This is a genomic window from Bradyrhizobium sp. DOA9 (genome assembly GCF_000617845.2).
Lineage (GTDB): Bacteria > Pseudomonadota > Alphaproteobacteria > Rhizobiales > Xanthobacteraceae > Bradyrhizobium.
Genome location: NZ_DF820425.1, coordinates 2122283 through 2141046 on the forward strand (window position 1 = coordinate 2122283; position 18764 = coordinate 2141046).

General features: G+C 64.8%; 18 protein-coding genes. 11 read left to right on the plus strand and 7 right to left on the minus strand.

Features of this window, described 5'->3' with window-relative positions:
* Positions 1-15 precede the first annotated feature (15 nt).
* Positions 16-900, minus strand: a complete 885-nt coding sequence (locus tag BDOA9_RS09810) for an amidohydrolase family protein (RefSeq protein WP_025033762.1) — start codon at positions 898-900, stop codon at positions 16-18.
* A 310-nt stretch (positions 901-1210) separates the two neighbouring features.
* Between BDOA9_RS09810 and ykgO the strand changes: the two genes are divergently transcribed.
* The 3 genes from ykgO (at position 1211) to BDOA9_RS09825 (ending at position 2462) form a co-directional block, all read left to right on the plus strand.
* Positions 1211-1336 (plus strand): type B 50S ribosomal protein L36, encoded by a 126-nt coding sequence (ykgO, locus tag BDOA9_RS09815; RefSeq protein ID WP_006611362.1) that lies wholly within the window; start codon positions 1211-1213, stop codon positions 1334-1336.
* Between the two features lie 105 nt (positions 1337-1441).
* Positions 1442-2077 carry a tetratricopeptide repeat protein gene (locus BDOA9_RS09820; RefSeq protein ID WP_025033763.1) on the plus strand — a complete coding sequence of 212 codons (636 nt, stop codon included), beginning with the start codon at positions 1442-1444 and terminating at the stop codon, positions 2075-2077.
* Positions 2078-2201: 124 nt separating this feature from the next.
* Entirely contained in the window at positions 2202-2462 is a 261-nt protein-coding gene (locus BDOA9_RS09825) for a hypothetical protein (RefSeq protein WP_025033764.1), read from the plus strand.
* A gap of 7 nt (positions 2463-2469) precedes the next feature.
* On the opposite strand, the gene BDOA9_RS09830 is transcribed toward BDOA9_RS09825, so the two are convergent.
* On the minus strand, positions 2470-2652 hold the full coding sequence (locus BDOA9_RS09830) for a hypothetical protein (RefSeq protein WP_025033765.1): 183 nt from the start codon (positions 2650-2652) through the stop codon (positions 2470-2472).
* A gap of 329 nt (positions 2653-2981) precedes the next feature.
* Here BDOA9_RS09830 and BDOA9_RS09835 point away from each other — a divergent pair, with 329 nt between their 5' ends.
* The gene (locus BDOA9_RS09835; protein ID WP_025033766.1) at positions 2982-3938 is read left to right on the plus strand and encodes an alpha/beta fold hydrolase; all 957 of its coding nucleotides are present in this window, start codon (positions 2982-2984) and stop codon (positions 3936-3938) included.
* Between the two features lie 39 nt (positions 3939-3977).
* Here the strand turns inward: BDOA9_RS09835 and cycA are convergent, their stop codons facing one another.
* Complete coding sequence (gene cycA / locus BDOA9_RS09840; RefSeq protein WP_025033767.1) at positions 3978-4373, minus strand: cytochrome c-550 CycA; 396 nt, start codon at positions 4371-4373, stop codon at positions 3978-3980.
* 229 nt (positions 4374-4602) lie between these two features.
* Between cycA and BDOA9_RS09845 the strand changes: the two genes are divergently transcribed.
* The 5 genes from BDOA9_RS09845 (at position 4603) to BDOA9_RS09865 (ending at position 10579) form a co-directional block, all read left to right on the plus strand.
* Complete coding sequence (locus tag BDOA9_RS09845) at positions 4603-6096, plus strand: FAD-linked oxidase C-terminal domain-containing protein (protein ID WP_025033768.1); 1494 nt, start codon at positions 4603-4605, stop codon at positions 6094-6096.
* Between the two features lie 49 nt (positions 6097-6145).
* The gene (locus tag BDOA9_RS09850) at positions 6146-7381 is read left to right on the plus strand and encodes an FAD-binding protein (RefSeq protein ID WP_025033769.1); all 1236 of its coding nucleotides are present in this window, start codon (positions 6146-6148) and stop codon (positions 7379-7381) included.
* A complete protein-coding gene (gene glcF / locus BDOA9_RS09855) occupies positions 7381-8703 on the plus strand; it encodes a glycolate oxidase subunit GlcF (protein WP_025033770.1) in 1323 nt (440 codons plus the stop codon). The genes BDOA9_RS09850 and glcF overlap by 1 nt, the downstream gene beginning before the upstream one ends.
* An 85-nt stretch (positions 8704-8788) precedes the next feature.
* Positions 8789-9136 (plus strand): hypothetical protein, encoded by a 348-nt coding sequence (locus BDOA9_RS09860; protein WP_042336453.1) that lies wholly within the window; start codon positions 8789-8791, stop codon positions 9134-9136.
* A 429-nt stretch (positions 9137-9565) separates the two neighbouring features.
* Positions 9566-10579, plus strand: coding sequence for a TorF family putative porin (locus BDOA9_RS09865; protein ID WP_025033772.1), 1014 nt, complete (start codon positions 9566-9568; stop codon positions 10577-10579).
* Between the two features lie 309 nt (positions 10580-10888).
* Here the strand turns inward: BDOA9_RS09865 and BDOA9_RS09870 are convergent, their stop codons facing one another.
* On the minus strand, positions 10889-12640 hold the full coding sequence (locus BDOA9_RS09870; protein ID WP_025033773.1) for an ABC transporter ATP-binding protein/permease: 1752 nt from the start codon (positions 12638-12640) through the stop codon (positions 10889-10891).
* A 311-nt stretch (positions 12641-12951) separates the two neighbouring features.
* On the opposite strand from BDOA9_RS09870, the gene BDOA9_RS09880 reads away from it, so the two are divergent.
* Positions 12952-14616: an L-lactate permease gene (locus BDOA9_RS09880; protein ID WP_025033775.1), complete on the plus strand. Its 1665-nt coding sequence runs from the start codon at positions 12952-12954 to the stop codon at positions 14614-14616.
* A 125-nt stretch (positions 14617-14741) separates the two neighbouring features.
* Positions 14742-15140, plus strand: a complete 399-nt coding sequence (locus tag BDOA9_RS09885) for an META domain-containing protein (protein WP_025033776.1) — start codon at positions 14742-14744, stop codon at positions 15138-15140.
* Between the two features lie 151 nt (positions 15141-15291).
* Here BDOA9_RS09885 and BDOA9_RS09890 read toward each other — a convergent pair whose 3' ends face one another.
* The 3 genes from BDOA9_RS09890 to BDOA9_RS09900 all read right to left on the minus strand — a co-directional run bounded on the left by BDOA9_RS09890 (position 15292) and on the right by BDOA9_RS09900 (position 18744).
* Positions 15292-16497 (minus strand): hypothetical protein, encoded by a 1206-nt coding sequence (locus BDOA9_RS09890; protein ID WP_025033777.1) that lies wholly within the window; start codon positions 16495-16497, stop codon positions 15292-15294.
* A 200-nt stretch (positions 16498-16697) separates the two neighbouring features.
* Complete coding sequence (groL, locus tag BDOA9_RS09895; protein ID WP_025033778.1) at positions 16698-18329, minus strand: chaperonin GroEL; 1632 nt, start codon at positions 18327-18329, stop codon at positions 16698-16700.
* A gap of 118 nt (positions 18330-18447) precedes the next feature.
* A complete protein-coding gene (locus tag BDOA9_RS09900) occupies positions 18448-18744 on the minus strand; it encodes a co-chaperone GroES (RefSeq protein ID WP_025033779.1) in 297 nt (98 codons plus the stop codon).
* Positions 18745-18764: the final 20 nt, after the last annotated feature.

The following is an 18764-nucleotide window of genomic DNA, read 5'->3' on the forward strand; positions in this document are numbered from 1 at the left end:
AGCCCTCGATGCGTGTCAGATCCCCAGCAGCTTTCGCGCGTTCGCCTTCAGCACCTTCGGCCGGATCTCGTCGCGGATGTCGATCTTGGCGAAATCCGACAGCCAGCGGTCCGGCGTGATCACCGGCCAGTCCGAGCCGAACAGCATCTTGTCCTGCAGGATCGAGTTGATGTAGCGCACCAGGATCGGCGGGAAGTATTTCGGCGACCAGCCGGAGAGGTCGATATAGACGTTCGGCTTGTGGGTCGCGACCGAGAGCGCCTCCTCCTGCCAGGGGAAGGAGGGATGGGCGAGGATGATCTTGAGGTCGGGGAAATCGGCCGCGACGTCGTCCATGTACATCGGGTTGGAATATTTCAGCCGCATGCCCATGCCGCCGGGCATGCCGGAGCCGACGCCGGTCTGGCCGGTGTGGAATAGCGCGATCGCGCCGCCATTGTTGATCTCTTCATAGAGCGGATAGGCCATGCGGTCGTTGGCGTAGAAGCCCTGCATGGTCGGATGGAATTTGAAGCCGCGCACGCCGTATTCCTCGATCAGCTTGCGCGCCTCGCGGGCCCCGAGCTTGCCCTTGTGCGGGTCGATCGAGACGAAGGGGATCAGCACGTCGAGATGGTCGGAGGCGATCTCCAGCATCTCCTCGTTCTTGTAGCGGCGGAAGCCGGTCTCGCGCTCGGCATCGACGGGGAAGATCACCGCGGCGATGTTCTTGGAGCGGTAATAGGCCGCGGTCTCCGGCACGGTCGGCGGATGCTTGTGCGGCGACTTGAAATACTCCGCCATCTGCGCCTGGAAATCGTCATAGCCGTCGTCGGGATGGGTGCCGCAGGGCTCCTCGGCATGGGTGTGGATGTCGATGGCGACGACTTTGTCGATATCAGGCAGCTTCAGCTTTGGCATTGTGTCCTCCCGACGGGTTGACGAATTGATTATAGGATATAACGAATTTGGCAAGGCGCGTTGGAGAGCCTTTGAAGTCATTGCGAGAAAATCGGGCCGATCCGGCCGCTTCTACTGTGCATGGGGTTGTTTTCACGGTTTTGGAGCGGCCGCGGAGCCAGTTAACATTGACATCACCTCCCGCCATGCCTTAAGAACCGCTCCGTCCCGGGCGGTCGGTCCGCCGGCGGGAAAAATCTCATTTTGCCACATTCGCGCGTGCCGAAACGGTAGTGCCGAACACGGCCTTTCGAACGTTCAGGATTCCGCCATGAAGGTCCGTAACTCGCTGAAATCGCTGCGCGGTCGCCATCGCGCCAACCGCCTGGTCCGCCGCAAGGGCCGGGTCTATGTGATCAACAAGGTGCAGCGCCGCTTCAAGGCGCGCCAGGGCTGAGTTTGCCCCGCGGTCGCCTCTGCGCGCCCGCAAGACCACGGTCTCACACGAGTTTGACGCCGCCTTTGCTTTGCAAGGGCGGCTTTGCGCGTTTAGACTTCTGCCATGGCAGTGAGATTCCGTTTCGCGCGCACCCTGTGTCTGGCCCTCGTGCTGGGAACCGCCGGCCTTGCGCCGGCCGCCCTGGCCCAGCAGGTCGAGCCGCCCGGCAAGCAGAAGAAGCTGCCCGAGGCGCCGTCGAAGCTGCCGAAGGTCGACCGCAGCAAGAATCTCGATTTCCTGTTCGGCGCGCTGAAGGCGGCGCCCGACGAGGCCAGCGCCAAGCATGTCGAGGCGCGGATCTGGGCGATCTGGCTGCAGACCCCGAGCGACACCGCCGCGCTCCTGATGTCACGCGCCAAGACCGCGGTCGATGCAAAGAAGATCGACGTCGCGATCAAGCTGCTGGATTCGGTCATCAAGCTCAGGCCCGATTACATCGAGGCCTGGAACCGGCGGGCGACGCTCTATTACATGCAGAACGATTATGGCCGCTCGCTCGCGGACATCCAGCAGGTGCTGACCCGCGAGCCGCGCCATTTCGGCGCGCTCGCCGGCCTCGGCATGATCATGCAGGAGGTCGGAGACGAGAAGCGCGCGCTCGACGCCTACCGCAAGGCGCTCGCCCTCAATCCGTATCTCGAAAAGATCCCCGATCAGGTCAAGGCGCTGACCGAGAAGGTCGAGGGCCGCGACATCTAGCTATAAGTCGATGCTTTCTCGAGCGATCGCGGCCGGCGCGGATTAACCACGATCCGAGCCAGGGCGTCGCAAGGGCTATTGCGGGGCCTGTTGCCGGCCTACCTGCATGGCAGGAGCGAAAGCCATGAAGCGTTTGATGGTCGCAGCTGTAGTGCTGCTCGCGTCGGGAACGGCGAGCTTCGCCGACGGATTGTTCTGGGTGGTCGGCAATCGCGCCACCGGAAAATGCAATATCGTGACCAGCAATCCGGTCATCATCGGCGATATCTGGTTCGGCGACGGTCCCTACAAGTCCAGGGCCGATGCCAAGCTTGCCCGCTCGACGATCCGCGTCTGTCCCGCACTCACGCCGGACGAGGAAAAAGACGAGGACGGTACGAACTAGCCTGTGCTCAATGCAGCACGCTGCTGCCGCGCTCGACGAGGCCGCGGTCGGCGGCTGCGGCGTAAGCCTTTGCCAGCTCGGTCTCGAGATGCTCGTTGATCAGCAGCAGCGCCCGCACGGCACCGCGCAGATCGCCATTGCAGCTCGCGACGATTTCGTCGATTGCACTATCGTTCGATCTGAAGCTCATCGAAAATTCTCCGGTTCAAACCAGGACAATTCCTGCCGGTCTTTCCCGCATCCCCTGACGTTGCGAGGAGGATCGGCGCCCACCCGCGCCTAGATGGCGGAACCGACCATGGCGATTATATGGAAGCCGCCATGACGCCCGCATGAAGCTGGTCCGAAGCTTGCGTGCCGCCTAGAATAGCCCTGATTTCGTTGAGTTTTTCCGATCGGCAATTATGCACATATCCACAGCCCCAGCATTTTCGATGGAAGCGCGGACCGACGCCGGCGAAACTGTCGCCCGAGCAGAGCCGTAGCTGCCTCGTGCCCAGGACCACCCGGATTCTCCCCATGATCGTGATGTCAGTCGTGACGGCGCTGGTCCTGCTGGCGCTGCTCACGCAGGCCGGAGTCGTCGCCGTGCAGCGCGCCTTTCCGCCGCAGGGCCGCATGATCGAGGTCGATGGCGCGACGCTTCATGTCGTCGATCTCGGGCCGCGCGAGGCCGGACCGCCGATCGTGATGCTGCACGGTGCGAGCTCCAATCTCGAAGCGATGCGCCGGCCGCTCGGCGATCTCCTCGCCAGGGATCATCGCGTAATTCTGATCGACCGCCCCGGCCACGGCTGGAGCACGCGCGCCAGCCGCCAGGATTCGACGCCGCAGATTCAGGCGCGCATGATCGACGAGGCGCTTGGCAGGCTCGGGATCGATCGCGCGGTCTTCGTGGTGCATTCCTGGAGCGGCGCCCTCGGCGCCCGGATCGCGCTCGATCATCCGCACCGCGTTGCGGGTCTCGTGATGCTCGCGCCCGTCACGCATCCCTGGCGCGGCGGCGTCGGGCGCTACAACGAGATCATCGCAACGCCCGTGATCGGCCCGCTGCTCGCCTACACCATCACGCTCCCGCTCGGCTATTTCGTCACCGAAGCCGGGGCCCGCAACGTGTTCCTGCCGCAGACGATGCCGGATGGTTTCGTGGAGGACTCCGCGACGCCGCTTCTGCTGCGCCCGCGCGAGTTCATCGCCAATGCCTATGATCTGGTGACGCTGAAAGAGGCGGTCGCCGCGCAAGTCGCGCGCTATGGCGAGATCAGCGCGCCGGTCACGATCATCGCCGGCGAGCCCGACAAGACGGTGAGAACCAGCATCCACGCGCGTCCGTTCGCCGCGGCAGTGCCGAATGCAAAGCTGATCGTGCTGCCCGATCTCGGCCACATGGTGCAGAACGCCGTGCCGGATCTCGTGAAGGCCGAGATCGAGACGATGATCGGCAAAATCGTTCCGGCGCAGGCGGCCGCCGACTAAAGTCTTTCAAGCGCAGTCAGCGGCCGCGTTCTCACATGCTTACTGCTTGACCTTCCCGTCCTTGTCGTATTGGGCGATGAAGGCCCAGAGATTGTTGATCTCGGTCTCGTTCTTGATGCCGGCGAACGCCATCTTGGTGCCGGGGATCTTGGCCTTGGGGTCCTTGATGTATTCCTTGAAGGTCGCCTCGTCCCAGGTGATGCCGGAATTCTTGTTCGCGTCCGAATAATTATAGCCCTCGGCAGTGCCCGATTTGCGGCCGTTGAGCCCGTTGAGCTCGGGGCCGACCTTGTTCTTGGCGCCTTCGCCGATCGCGTGGCAGGCCAGGCACTTGTTGAACGATGTCTTGCCGGCCGCGACATCCTGCGCCATCGCGGCGGGTGCGGTGGCAATTGCGGTGAGGATCGTCAGCGCGCCGAAAGTCAGTTTTGTCATAAGTGTGCTCTTCGTCTCTTCCCGGGTCAGATGGAGGGTCGTGGTTTTGGCAGGTCCGATGCAAGTGGACAAGCCGCGAAACCTTGACAGGTTTCCTGATAGCAGACTTGCCCCAGAGAGAACTTGCGCTGCAACAAAGCAATGCGACCTTCGGAGGACCTACCCAAGGACGGCAAGACATGATTGATTTGCCGAGATAATTCCATCCGTCGGACGAAGGCTTCTCAAAATGGCCATCATGATGCCAGCAAGCGACCAGGCCGTGCTGGCGCGTCGCAGCGAAATCGTCGCCGCTTTGCGCGCCATCGTGCCGGGCGAGGGCGTGATCGACAGCCTCGCCGAGATGCGGGCCTATGAATCCGACGGGCTGACTGCCTATCGGCAGCCGCCGATGGTCGTGGTGCTGCCGGATACGACCGAGCAGGTCTCGCTCGTCCTGAAATATTGTGCCGCGCAGGGCATCAAGGTGGTGCCGCGCGGCTCCGGCACCTCGCTGTCCGGCGGCGCGCTGCCGCTCGAGGACGGCGTGCTGCTCGGCCTCGGCAAGTTCAAGCGCATCCGCGAGATCGATTTCGATAACCGCGTCGTCGTCACCGAGCCTGGCGTCACCAACCTCGCGATCAGCCAGGCGGTCGCGCATGCGGGCTTCTATTACGCGCCTGATCCGTCCTCGCAGATCGCCTGCTCGATCGGCGGCAATGTCGCGGAGAATTCCGGCGGCGTGCACTGCCTGAAATACGGCATGACCACCAACAACGTGCTCGGCTGCGAGATCGTGCTGATGAGCGGCGAGATCCTGCGCATCGGCGGCAAGGGGTGCGAGACTCCCGGCTATGACCTGATGGGCGTCATCACCGGCTCGGAAGGCCTGCTCGGCGTCATTACCGAGATCACGGTGCGCATCCTGCAGAAGCCGGAGACGGCGCGCGCGCTGATGGTAGGTTTTGCCGAGGTCGAAGCGGCCGGCGAATGCGTGGCGCGCATCATCGGCGCCGGCATCATTCCCGGCGGTATGGAGATGATGGACAAGCCGGCGATCCACGCCGCGGAGGCCTTCGTCCATGCCGGCTACCCGCTCGATGTCGAGGCGCTGCTCATCATCGAGCTCGACGGGCCCAAGATCGAGGTCGATGAGCTGATCACGCGGGTCGAGAGCATTGCACGAGGCTGCGGCTCGGTGACGCTGCAGATCTCCAGTTCCGAGGCCGAGCGCAACCTGTTCTGGGCCGGCCGCAAGGCGGCGTTCCCCGCCGTGGGCCGCATCTCGCCCGATTATCTCTGCATGGACGGCACCATCCCGCGCGGCGCGCTGCCGAGGGCGCTGGCGCGCATCCGCGAGCTCTCGGAAAAGTACCAGCTCGGCTGCGCCAACGTGTTCCACGCCGGCGACGGCAACCTTCATCCCCTGATCCTCTACGATGCCAACAAGCCCGGCGAGATCGAGCGCGCCGAAGCCTTCGGTGCCGACATCCTGCGCGCCTGCGTCGAGTTCGGCGGCGTGCTCACCGGCGAGCACGGCGTCGGCATCGAGAAGCGCGACCTGATGGGCGACATGTTCAGCGAGGTCGACCTCAACCAGCAGCAGCGCCTGAAATGCGCCTTCGACGCCCAGGGCCTGCTCAATCCCGGAAAAGTATTTCCGACCCTGCACCGCTGCGCCGAACTCGGCCGCATGCATGTGCATGCGGGCAAGCTGGCGTTCCCGGATTTGCCGCGGTTCTAGGTCGCGCCAGATTTGCTTTCCGTTCTAAACTTGGATACCGCCTTTTCCCGTGGATACGCTCAAGGTCAGAGACGCCAAAGACGTCGAAGAGGTGGTGCGCGCGGCGATTGCCAATGAGCAGCCGCTCGAGATCATCGGCCATGGCGGCAAGCGCGGCATCGGGCACGCGATGGCGACCAATGCGGTGCTCGACGTCTCCGCGCTCAATGCCGTCACCTCCTACGAGCCCAACGAGCTCATCATCACGCTCCAGGCCGGGGCGCCGCTCGCCGACGTGCTGGCGCTGATCGACGCCAAGAACCAGCAATTCGCCTTCGAGCCGATGGATACCGCGCCGCTGCTCGGCACGCCTGTCTCAGGCACCATCGGCGGCATGATCGCGGCCGGGCTCGCCGGTCCCAGGCGGATCCGGGCGGGCGGGGCGCGCGATCACCTGCTTGGTGCGCATGCGGTCTCCGGTTTTGGCGACAGCTTCAAGACCGGCGGCAAGGTGGTGAAGAACGTCACCGGTTACGACCTCTGCAAGCTGCTGGCGGGGTCCTGGGGCACGCTGTCGGTGATGACCGAGGTCACGCTGAAGGTGATGCCCAAGCCCGAGGCCGAGCGGACGCTGCTGCTGCGCGGGCTCGATGATGCCGCGGCCAACAAGGCCATGACCGCGGCGCTGGGCTCCCCGTTCGACGTCTCGGCCGCCGCGCATCTGCCGAAATCGGCGCTCCGGGCCAAGACCGAGGGGCTGGGCGATCTCGCAGGGGAAAGCGAGGCGCTGACCGTGCTGCGGCTCGAGGGCATCACCGCGTCCGCCGCGCACCGCGCCGGCTCGCTGCGGCAATTGCTGGCGCCTTTTGGAACCGCGACCCTGATCGAGGACGGGGCATCCGCAGGCCTGTGGACCGCGATCCGCGACGTGCTGCCGTTCGCGGCGAGCAGCGCGCTCGGCGCCTGGCCGGTCTGGCGGATCGTCTGCCCGCCGGCCTCGGGCGCGGCGCTCGGCACCCAATTGACGCGCGAGACGGGCGGCGATGTGATCTACGATTGGGGCGGTGGCCTGATCTGGGCGGCGCTGCCGCCGAAGCCGGACGCGCATGCCGCGCTCGTGCGTGCGCGGGCGAATGCGGTCGGTGGGCATGCCACGCTGATCCGGGCGACCGATGATGTCAGGCGCGACGTCGACGTGTTCCATCCGCAGGCACCGGGCATTGCCGCGCTGAGCGAGCGGGTGCGCGCCAGCTTCGATCCGAAGACCATTCTCAACCGGGGGCGGCTCACGCGGAGCGCTAGCTGATGAAGACCGATTTCTCACTCGCGCAGCTCGCCGATCCCGACATTGCGGAAGCCGACAAGATCCTGCGCGCCTGCGTCCATTGCGGCTTCTGCACCGCAACCTGTCCGACCTATGTGCTGCTCGGTGACGAGCTCGATAGCCCGCGCGGCCGCATCTATCTGATCAAGGAGATGCTGGAGAAGGATCAGGCGCCGACCGCCGAGGTGGTCAAGCATGTCGACCGCTGCCTGTCGTGCCTCGCCTGCATGACGACCTGCCCCTCGGGCGTGAACTACATGCATCTCGTCGACCAGGCCCGGGTCAGGATCGAGCAGCGCTATCAGCGGCCTTTGGCCGAGCGGCTGCTGCGCCAGGTGCTCGCCTTCGTGCTGCCGGACCCGCAGCGGTTTCGCTTGAGCATGGTGCTGGCACGGCTGGCCCGTCCGCTCGCCGTGTTCCTGCCGACCCCGCGGCCTTCGGCCACGCCCGGCCTGATCCAGCGCATCAAGGCGATGTTGGCGCTGGCGCCAAGCCGGCTGCCGGCGCCGGGCCCGCTCCCCGGCAGCGTGTTCGCGGCGCTGGGCAAGAAGCGCGGCCGGGTCGCGCTGCTGCAGGGCTGTGCCCAGCAGGTGCTGGCGCCGCGCATCAACCAGGCCGCCATCAGTCTGCTCACCCGCCACGGTATCGAGGTCGTTTTGGTTCGGGACGAGCAGTGCTGCGGCGCGCTGACCCATCATCTCGGCAACGACGGCGATGCCTTGGCGCGGGCGCGGGCCAACATCACGGCGTGGGGGAAAGAAGCAGCCGGCGAGGGGCTCGACGCCATCCTGGTGACTGCGTCCGGCTGCGGCACGGTGATCAAGGACTACGGCTATCTCTTGCGCGAGGACAAGACGTTCGCCGCCGACGCGGCGAAGATCTCCGCGCTCGCCAAGGACATCACCGAATACATCGCCGGCCTCGGACTCGAACCGACCGCGCGACACGAGGACATCGTCGTCGCCTATCACTCCGCGTGCTCGTTGCAGCATGGACAGAAAATCACAGGCCTTCCGAAAGAATTGCTTTCCAAGAATGGATTCGTGGTGAAAGATGTACCGGAGAGCCATTTGTGTTGCGGTTCGGCGGGGACCTACAACATTCTCCAGCCCGAGCTTGCGGGTCGGTTGCGCGATCGCAAGGTCGCCAACATCGCGAGCGTCAAGCCGGACATGATTGCCGCGGGCAATATCGGCTGCATGGTGCAGATTGCCAGTGGCACGTCAGTTCCGGTCGTACACACGATTGAGCTTCTCGATTGGGCGACGGGCGGAGCGCGGCCGGCACTGAACGCGCAGGTTTGAGCTTTCAGAAGCCTGAACTTTCCTCCCGAGGTGACGACTGAAGACGCCCGATCGACCATTGTTCGGCGGCAACAGGAGGACCACGATGGCGAAAGCGAAGAAGAAGAAAAGCAAGAAGGCCAAGAAGGCCAAGAAGGTCGTAGCGGCGAAGAAGGCGACAAAGAAGAAGGCGGCCAAGAAGACCGCCAAGAAGTCTGCAAAGAAATCTGCCAAGAAGGCCACCCCGAAGAAGTCGGCAAAGAAGGCCGCGGCCAAGAAGGCTGCTCCGAAGAAGGCCGCCAAGAAAACTGCGAAGAAGGCGGCACCGAAGAAGGCGAAGGCAGCGCCTGCTCCGAAGCCGTCGGCACCGGCGGAGGCTCCCCCGCCCGCCGAGACAAGCTGGGCGATGCCTTCGTCTTCTGCGGAAGCGGCGCCGGCCGAGGGACAGGGGTAGGAAGGCGGCCTCTCATCGCCTTCGGACCGTCACTCGCTGGGACTGTAACTTGGGACTGGTAGCAAGAAGGCCGCTGCACCTGGTGCTGCGGCCTTTTTGCATCGCCGCAGGCCGCCCTGGCGGCTGCCGTGCCGGGCCCAGCCTGATTCGGAAGCGAAGGTGTGACGCCGCCTGGCGATCCCCGGGTTTACACGGGTCTCCTCTGCACCTTGGAATGCAAATAATGTGATCGAGAAGCCACACAGGCTGACAACCTTTCGTGAATTCGTCAAAACGCCTAAAAAGTCGGCAGATGCCCGCGCTTTTTGCTTCACCGTTCCGTTCCAGCGATCCAAATTGCCGCAGTGACGCAATTTTGCAGGTAGGCCGCATGCCCCGGGGGGCTTCCGGGGGCGACTGCTAAGTAAGAACGGGTAGATGGGGACCGAAATGAAAAAAGTGGCTTTGTTGGCAACGGCGCTGGCGATGGTGACGACGGGATCCGCGTTCGCGGCAGATCTGCGCGTGAAGGCATTGAAGGCTCCGCCGCCCCCGGCGTTCGATCCCTGGGATATCGCCTTCGGCGGCGGCATCATGAGCGATTACATCTTCCGCGGCATCACCCAGTCGAACCATAAGCCGGCGGTCACGGCCTATTTCGAGCCGCGCTACAACGTCAACAAGGATCTCCAGCTCTACATCGGTACGTCCGCCTCGAGCATCTCCTTCGCGAACCGCGCTGCGGCGGAAGTCGATTTCTACGCCGGTGTCCGCCCGACCTTCGGTATGTTCGCCTTCGACTTCGGCCTCTGGGGCTACCTCTATCCGGGCGGACAATGCTTCGGCTCGCAGGGCACCCTGGCGCAGGGCAATTGCGGCGGCGACATCGATTATTCGCAGGGCGCGATCGGCCTTCCCATCAACGGCAACTTCGCCAAGAAGAACGCGAGCTTCTACGAAGCCTATGCCAAGCTGAACGTCGCCATCAACGACCAGTGGACGGTCGGCTTCAACGAGTACTACTCGCCGAACTTCCTGAACCTCGGCGCCTGGGGCAATTACGCCTCGATCACCGCCAAGTGGACCGCGCCGAGCACGACCTTTGGCGCCAGCGGCGTCGGCATGTACGTGTCGGGTGAGTTCGGCCGGCAGTGGCTCGGCACTTCCGACATCTTCTACGGCATCGCGGGTGATCCGGTGTACGCGAACGGCATCAAGGAGCCGAGCTACAACACCTGGAACGTCGGCGTAGGCTTCACCTACAAGGTGTTCACGCTCGATCTGCGCTACTACGACACCGACATGAACAAGGGCGACTGCAACGCCTTCACCAGCGATCACACCGCCAAGTTCGACGGCAGCTTCACCCCCATCAACCCGGGCGGCTTCGGCTCCAACTGGTGCAGCGCGGCCGGCGTGGCCAAGCTCTCGTTCGACCTGACGGCGATGACCAACCTGAAGTAAGTCTCTTCCGGAACGACTTCGCGAGGGCGGCAGGGCAACCTGCCGCCCTTTTGCTTTGGGGCGGGGCTGGCCAAGAGATTACAAAGCTGCGTCTGCGGCTCGACATGCGAGCCGGGAGCGGCGCCGCTGCCTCACACTCCGTCATTGCGAGCGCAGCGAAGCAATCCAGGGTCTATCTGCCGAGGCAGTCTGGATTGCTTCGTCGCAAGAGCTCCTCGCAATGACGAGGCCCGAGTTGGGGCCTCCCTTCGACCAGAGGCCGCCCATCCGGTTCTTTCGACCGACGGCCGGCGAGGGAGCCCTTGCGCCTCAGCGCGCGGCGCTCGGCTCCGCCGCAGCGCGCTCGCCGCCGACGACATGGATCGCACCGTCCTTCACCAGTGTCACCTTGCGGGTGTGGAAGGCCTCGAGCGTCGAGCGGTGGCCGATCGAGACGATGGTGGCCTGCGGCAGCTTCTCGGCCAGCAACCGGTAGAGCCGGGCTTCCGACGGCTCGTCGAGCGAGGCGGTGGCTTCGTCCAGGAACAGATAGTCCGGCGCATGCAGCAGCGCGCGCGCAAGCCCGAGACGCTGCTGCTCGCCCAGTGAGAGCATTCGGTTCCAGTGGCCGTCCTCGTCAAGCCGCTCGGCGAGATCGGGCAGCCCGACCGCGAGCAGGGCCTCGCGGATCTGCGCGGGCTCGAACGCGCCGGACGCTGCCGGATAGACCACGGCATCGCGCAACATGCCGACCGGGAAATAGGGTCGCTGCGGCAGCATCATCAGCTTCGCCTTCTCCGGGATGACAACCGTGCCGGTGCCGAACGGCCAGATGCCGGCGATGGCCCGGAACAGCGTGGACTTGCCGGAGCCGGACGGTCCGGTCATCAGCACGCGCTCCGAGGCCTCAACCGTGAAGGCCTTGGCGGCCACCAGCGGCGTGCCGTTGGGCAGGTTCACGCAGAGCTGCGCGAGGTCGATATGGCGGCCGGCGACCTCCAGTGCGATGGCAGGCTCATGTGCCGGCAGATTGACCGCCGAGGCGACCGACATCTCGAAGCCGTCGAGACGGGCAACGATCGAGCGCCATTCCGCCAGCGCCCGGTAAGCCGTGACGAAGAACGACAGCGCGCCTTGAACGCTGGAGAAGGCGGAAGCGGTCTGCATCATGTCGCCGAGCTGGATCTTCTTCGCAAAGAAGGCCGGCGCCACCAGCACGTAGGGAAACAACACCGCGGCCTGCTGGTAGCTGGCCGTGAACGCGGTGAGACGCTTGGTCCGGCTCATGATGCCGTACCAATTGGCGATCACGAAGCCGAAGCGGTCCAGCAGGCGGGCGCGTTCGGCGCTTTCACCCCTGAGCAGCGCGATCTGCTCGGAATTCTCGCGCACGCGGACGAGATTGAAGCGGAAGTCGGCTTCATAGCGCTGCTGCTCGAAGTTGAGGTTGACCAGCGGCGAGCCGATCCAGTGCGTCAGCGCGGTGCCGAAGATCGCGTAGATCAACGCGCCCCAGCAGAGATAGCCGGGGATCACGAGATCGGTGCCGAACAGGCGCAGCGGCGCGGCGTTGGAAAGGCCCCAAAGGATGATCACGAAGGAGAACAGCGTCACGATCGACGACAGCAGGCCGAGCCCGATGGTCAGCGTCTGCTCGACGAAGTTCTTGACGTCCTCGGTGATGCGCTGGTCCGGGTTGTCGGCCGCATCGCCCTTGAGCTGCATGCGGTAATGCGTCGAGCCCTGCAGCCACTCGCCGAGATAGTGCCGCGTCAGCCATTGCCGCCAGCGGATCTGGAGCCATTGGTTCAGGTACAGCTTGTAGGCGGCCAGCGCGATATAGGTCGAGGCCAGCGCGACGAAGATCCAGATCTGCGTGACGAACGCGTCCCAGTCGCTGTTCTGGAGCGCGCTGTAGAACCGGTTCTGCCACTGGTTCACCAGCACGTCGATCGCGACCAGTGCCAGCTCCATCACGACCACCGCGGCGAGCAGGCCGCGGCCGGCCCATTTGTCCTCGGAACGGAAATAAGGGATGGCGATTCGCCAGACGATCGCGAGCGTGGCGCTGATGTTCTTCACAGAGCGGGGTCTCCTTGGGGGATGTGCATAAATGCCCGGAGCCAAACACTTGAGGCAACGGCGGAAACAGGCGCACCTAGACTAAAGTCGCAAGGTCTGCAATTTGCGTTGGATTGTCGCAGCCAGCAACCCTAGCATGGGGTTCGATGGCGCGGGGCAGGTGCTCCGGGATTTCGCGACCTTGTGAGCGGCCGGGAACCGCAGCATTCGCAAGGAATTCACGTCCAACGCGGGGGCTATCGCTTCCGGCGTCAAGCAGGACCGGCTCTCCACGCGGGCCGCCTGCCGCAACATGCGTGGGGAGGAAGACTATGTGGAATCAGATTTATGATCCGCTGCACAGCCCGGTGCTGTCGACGATCGCGGCGGCGGTGCCCGTCGTCACGCTGCTGGTTTTGATCGCGAGCGGCCGCGTCCAGGCGCATATCGCAGCCGTCATCGCCGTGATCGTGACCAACCTGATCACGATCTTCGTCTTCACCATGCCGGCGAACATGTCGATCCGCGCTTCGGTGCTGGGCATCGTCACCGGGTTCTTCCCGATCGGCTGGATCGTTCTCAACGTCATCTTCCTCTACCAGATCACGGTGACCACCGGGCGTTTCGAGCTGCTCAAGCGCGCGGTCGGCGGCGTCACCGAGGACCGGCGGCTGCAATTGCTGCTGATCGCGTTCTCGTTCGGCGCGTTCTTCGAGGGCGCCTCGGGCTTCGGCACGCCGGTCGCGATCACGGGTGCGGTGCTGATCGGGCTCGGCTTCTCGCCGCTCGCGGCTTCCGGCCTGTCGCTGATCGCCAACACCGCGCCGGTCGCCTATGGCGCGCTGGGCACGCCGATCCAGGGCCTCGCCTCGGTCACCGGCCTCGATCCCTACATCCTCGGCGCCATGGTCGGACGGCAATTGCCGTTCTTCTCGCTGATCGTGCCGTTCTGGGTGGTGTGGGCGTTCGCGGGCTGGAGGGGCATGAAGGACGTCTGGCCGGCGATCCTCGTCACCGGCGTGTCGTTCGCGGTCCCGCAATACGTGATCTCGAACCACATCAATCCCTGGATCGTCGACATCGGGGCGTCGCTGATCTCGATGGGCGCGCTGATCCTGTTCCTGAAGGTGTGGCAGCCGAGGCAGCTCTGGCTGTCGCCGGCGCTGCGCGGCCGCGACGAATCGGCCGCCACGATGGCCGCGGCGAGACCGCTCGACAAGACGCCGCTGACGCAGAGCGAGCTGTTCAGCGCGCTGTTGCCGTGGATCATCGTCTGCGTCGTGATGCTGGTCTGGGGCAACGGCGCCTTCAAGTCCTGGGCGAACGCGATCTTCGTCTGGAACTATCCCGTTCCCGAGCTGCACCAGATGATCAACAAGATGCCGCCGGTCGCGCCGGGGCCGACGAAGGAGAGTGCGGTGTTCGCCTTCACCTACCTGTCCTTCACCGGCACGGGCATGCTGGTCGCCGCGATCATCTCCGGTCTGTTGATGGGCGTCGGTCCCGGCAAGCTTTTGATCCAATATGGCCGCACCATCCGGCTCTGCGCGATCTCGCTGATCACGATCTCGGCGATGCTCGCGATCGGTACCTTGACGCGCCTGTCCGGCGTCGACGCGACGCTTGGGTTGGCGTTCGCCGCCACCGGCGTGCTCTATCCCTTCTTCGGCACGCTGCTCGGCTGGCTCGGCGTGGCGCTGACCGGATCGGATACCGCCTCCAACGTGCTGTTCGGCAACCTGCAGAAGATCACCTCCGAGCAGCTCGGCCTGTCGCCGGTGCTGATGGCGGCGGCGAACTCCTCCGGCGGCGTGATGGGCAAGATGATCGACGCGCAGTCGATCGTGGTCGCCTCGACCGCCACCAATTGGTACGGCCATGAGGGCACCATCCTGCGCTTCGTGTTCTGGCACTCGATCGTGCTGGCGTGCCTCGTCGGCGTGCTGGTGACGTTGCAGGCCTATGTCTGGCCTTTCACGGCACTGGTCCTGAAGTAGCAGACTGGCCGCGTCCACAAATCCCCGCGAGGTTCGCCCCCGCGGGGATCTTTTGCACCTTCCGCGAACCTTCTCAACGGCACGGCTGTCCTATAGAAGGTGCCGCAAATCAGGTGAGAGGTCTCATGGTTTCGCTTCTGCGCTTGCTGTGTGCGGCGGTTGCAATGCTCGCGATGGCCACGCTCGCGCGCGCCCAGGAGGGGTTTCCGTTCGGGACCGAGATGACGCTGGAGGCGTTGCCGCAGGCAGGCTCGAAGCGGATCCCCAACATCGAGATCGGCGACAATGGCGAGGTCGTGCTGGAGCTCTGGTGCAAGGGCGGCAAGGGCCAGTTCTCCGTCGCCGGCAACACCGTGATCTTCGTCCCCGGCCAGATCCAGGACCGCAATTGTCCGCCGGCGAGAGCGCAGGCCGACGACGAGCTCGTCGCGGCCCTCGGCAGCGTCGAGACCTGGAAGCGCCAGGGCGACGTGCTGACGCTGATCGGCCCGAAGCCGCTGCGCTTCAGGACGACGGGGAATTAGAATCGCAAGCAGCGCTCTCGTGTCCCGGACGCGGTGCGGCACGAAGTGACGCTCCGCAGAGCCGGGACCCAGACTCTATTTTGCAATCGCGTGTGTGGCCTCTGGGCCCCGGCTCTGCAGCGCGTTCGCGCTGCGTCCGGGGCACGAGAGCCTACTTCCACACCGACCTGTCGGCGTCCCAGCGCTGGCCCTTCAGCTCCTTGACGAGCGCCTCGATCGAGCCGTTGTCGTCGGGCAGATCGCCCTCTTCGTCCGCGCTGGCATCGTCGGACAGATTGAGCCTGGCCCCGCTGCCCTCGTCGGCCGTCGTCGTCGCCGGGCTGCCGATCCAGAGCATGAGCTTGTCGGTGGTGCCCGGCTTGTCGGGTGAGACGAGGCCCGCGACCTCGATCGTGTCGGTGAGCTCGAGCGCCGGATGATCCTGGTTCGGCCGCTTGAACACCAGCTTGAGCTTGCCGGTGGCCGGGTTGAAGTTCTGCGAGACCGGCTTTGCCGCGAGCGTCCTGCTCAGCACGTTCGCGACCGCATTTGCCAGCTTGCCCTTGTTGATCTTGTCGCCCTCGCGCCAGTCCGCCGCGGGAAAGCGGATGGTGCGGTCCATCTCGGTCATGCCCGCGGTCCAGCCTGCGGCCGTGACGCCGGGCATCGCCTTGAACTTGGCCAGCAGCGCGCCGGCACGCTCGGGATCGACCGACATGGTGATGGTCTGCTCGCCCGCGCGCAGCGCGTCGCAGCCGACAGTGAGGCTCGCCAGCGTCACTTCGATCTCCTGGCCCTTCAGGCTCTTCAGGAAGTCGGTCGCGGCGTCGAGCTTGACCTTGACCGCGATCGCTTCCGGCGAGACGTCGGTGAAATCCTTCGGCTGCGGCGTGATGCCGTCGTCGGAGGTCTGACTGTCCAGGAATTCCTTTTCGCTGAGATCGGAATTGTCCGGCGAGGTGACCTCGGTCACCGTCTGGCCGATCGCGATCTGGCCGCGGAATTCGACCGTGTCGCCGGACTGCTTGCGCGTCAGCTTGACGTTGACCGGCGACTTCTCGCCAACGCTCTGCGTCGATCCGGTCAGTGTCTGGCCCGCGACCTGGAGGTTGACGACGAAGCGGTCCTTGCGGTCGGAGTTCTTCGCGATGGGATAGCAGACGTCGAGCACCGCCGCGGTCAGCGTCTTGCCCTGGCGCGTCTCCTTCAGGATCACGTCGGCATTGCCGTCCATCAGCCCGTCGATCGAGGTGAAGTAGCGCGTCTCGGGTCCGCCCGGCGCGGTCGCCTTCGGCGACAGTTTCATCTGGGCGAAGGCCTGCGGCGGAACGGCGAGCAAGGCCAGAACGACCGTCGAACAAACCAGAAGCGCACGCATCGATGACATCCTCGCGCAACGGGCGTGATCCGGAAAAGTGTGAAGCGGTTTTCCGGGAGGATCATGCCCAAACAATCGAATCGGCGCGCCACCGTAGTGGGTTTTGGCCGCTGGTTGAATCGGAAACCGAAGCCGGCAGGGTCGGCAAAAAAGAAGGCCGCCCGGAGGCGGCCTTCGCAACCTGTCACGGAACGGAAGGCTCAGAAGCCGCCCATGCCGCCGCCCGGGGGCATGGCGGGCGGAGCTTCCTTCTTCGGCAGCTCGGCGACCATGGCTTCGGTGGTCACCAAGAGGCCGGCCACGGAGGAGGCGTCCTGCAGCGCGGTGCGCACCACCTTGGCGGGATCGATGATGCCCTTCTCGACCATGTCGACATAGTCCTCGTTCTGGGCGTCGAAGCCGAAGGTCTCGGACTTGTTCTCCAGGATCTTGCCGACCACGATCGAGCCTTCCACGCCGGCGTTCTCGGAGATCTGCCGGATCGGGGCTTCCAGCGCCTTCAGCACGATGTTGATGCCGGCCTGGACGTCGTCATTGGCGTTGGTGAGACGGCCGACCGCCTTCTTGGCGCGGAGCAGCGCGACGCCGCCGCCGGGGACGATGCCTTCCTGCACCGCGGCGCGGGTGGCGTTGAGCGCGTCCTCGACGCGGTCCTTCTTCTCCTTGACCTCGATCTCGGTGGCACCGCCGACGCGGATCACCGCGACGCCGCCGGCGAGCTTGGCGAGGCGCTCCTGCAGCTTCTCGCGGTCGTAATCCGAGGTGGTCTCCTCGATCTGCGCCTTGATCTGGCCGACCCGGGCCTCGATGTCGGGCTTCTTGCCGGCGCCGTTGACGATCGTGGTGTTCTCCTTGTCGATCACCACCTTCTTGGCGCGGCCGAGCATCTTCACCGTGACGTTCTCGAGCTTGATGCCGAGCTCCTCGGAGATCAGCTGGCCGCCGGTCAGGATCGCGATGTCCTCCAGCATGGCCTTGCGGCGGTCACCGAAGCCCGGCGCCTTCACCGCGGCCACCTTCAGGCCGCCACGGAGCCGGTTGACGACGAGGGTGGCCAGCGCCTCGCCCTCGACGTCCTCGGCGATGATGACGAGCGGCTTGCCCGACTGCACCACGGCTTCCAGCACCGGCAGCATGGCCTGCAGGCCCGAGAGCTTCTTCTCGTGCAGGAGGATGTAGGCGTCCTCGAGCTCGGCGGTCATCTTCTCGGCGTTGGTGACGAAGTAGGGGCTGAGATAGCCGCGGTCGAACTTCATGCCCTCGACGATGTCGACCTCGGTCTCGAGCGACTTGTTCTCCTCGACGGTGATGACGCCCTCGTTGCCGACCTTCTGCATCGCCTGGGCGATCATCTTGCCGATGGCGGCATCGCCGTTGGCGGAGATGGTGCCGACCTGGGCGACCTCGGAGGAGGCGGCGACCGGCTTGGCGCGCTTCTCGATGTCCTTGATGACGGCGGCCACCGCGGTGTCGATCCCGCGCTTGAGGTCCATCGGGTTCATGCCGGCGGCGACCGCCTTGGCGCCTTCGCGCACGATCGCCTGGGCCAGCACGGTCGCGGTGGTGGTGCCGTCGCCGGCGAGGTCGTTGGTCTTGGAGGCGACCTCACGCACCATCTGGGCGCCCATGTTCTCGAACTTGTCCTCGAGCTCGATCTCCTTGGCGACGGTGACGCCGTCCTTGGTGATGCGGGGGGCGCCGAAGCTCTTCTCGATGACGACGTTGCGGCCCTTGGGGCCGAGCGTCACCTTGACGGCGTTGGCGAGAATGTCGACGCCGCGCAGCATGCGATCGCGCGCGTCTCCGGAAAACTTGACGTCTTTGGCAGCCATGGTCTGCAATCCCTCGTGTTACGTGATGTGTGTTGTCTTGTGCCGTGCGGCGGAACGATGGATGCCCGGATCGCCTGGATCCGGGCACGACATTCAGCGGCCGTTCAGGCGAATGGCCTTAGGCCAGCACGCCCATGATGTCCGACTCCTTCATGATCAGGAGCTCTTCGTTGTCGATCTTGACCTCGGTGCCCGACCATTTGCCGAACAGCACGCGGTCGCCGACCTTGAGGTCGATCGGGATCAGCTTGCCGGTCTCGTCGCGGCCGCCGGGGCCGACGGCGACGACCTCGCCCTGGGACGGCTTCTCCTTGGCGGTGTCCGGAATGATGATGCCGCCCTTGGTCTTTTCCTCGGCGTCGATACGTTTGACCACGACACGGTCATGCAGCGGACGAAATTTGGATTTAGCCATGACGTTTCCCTTTGGAGGCT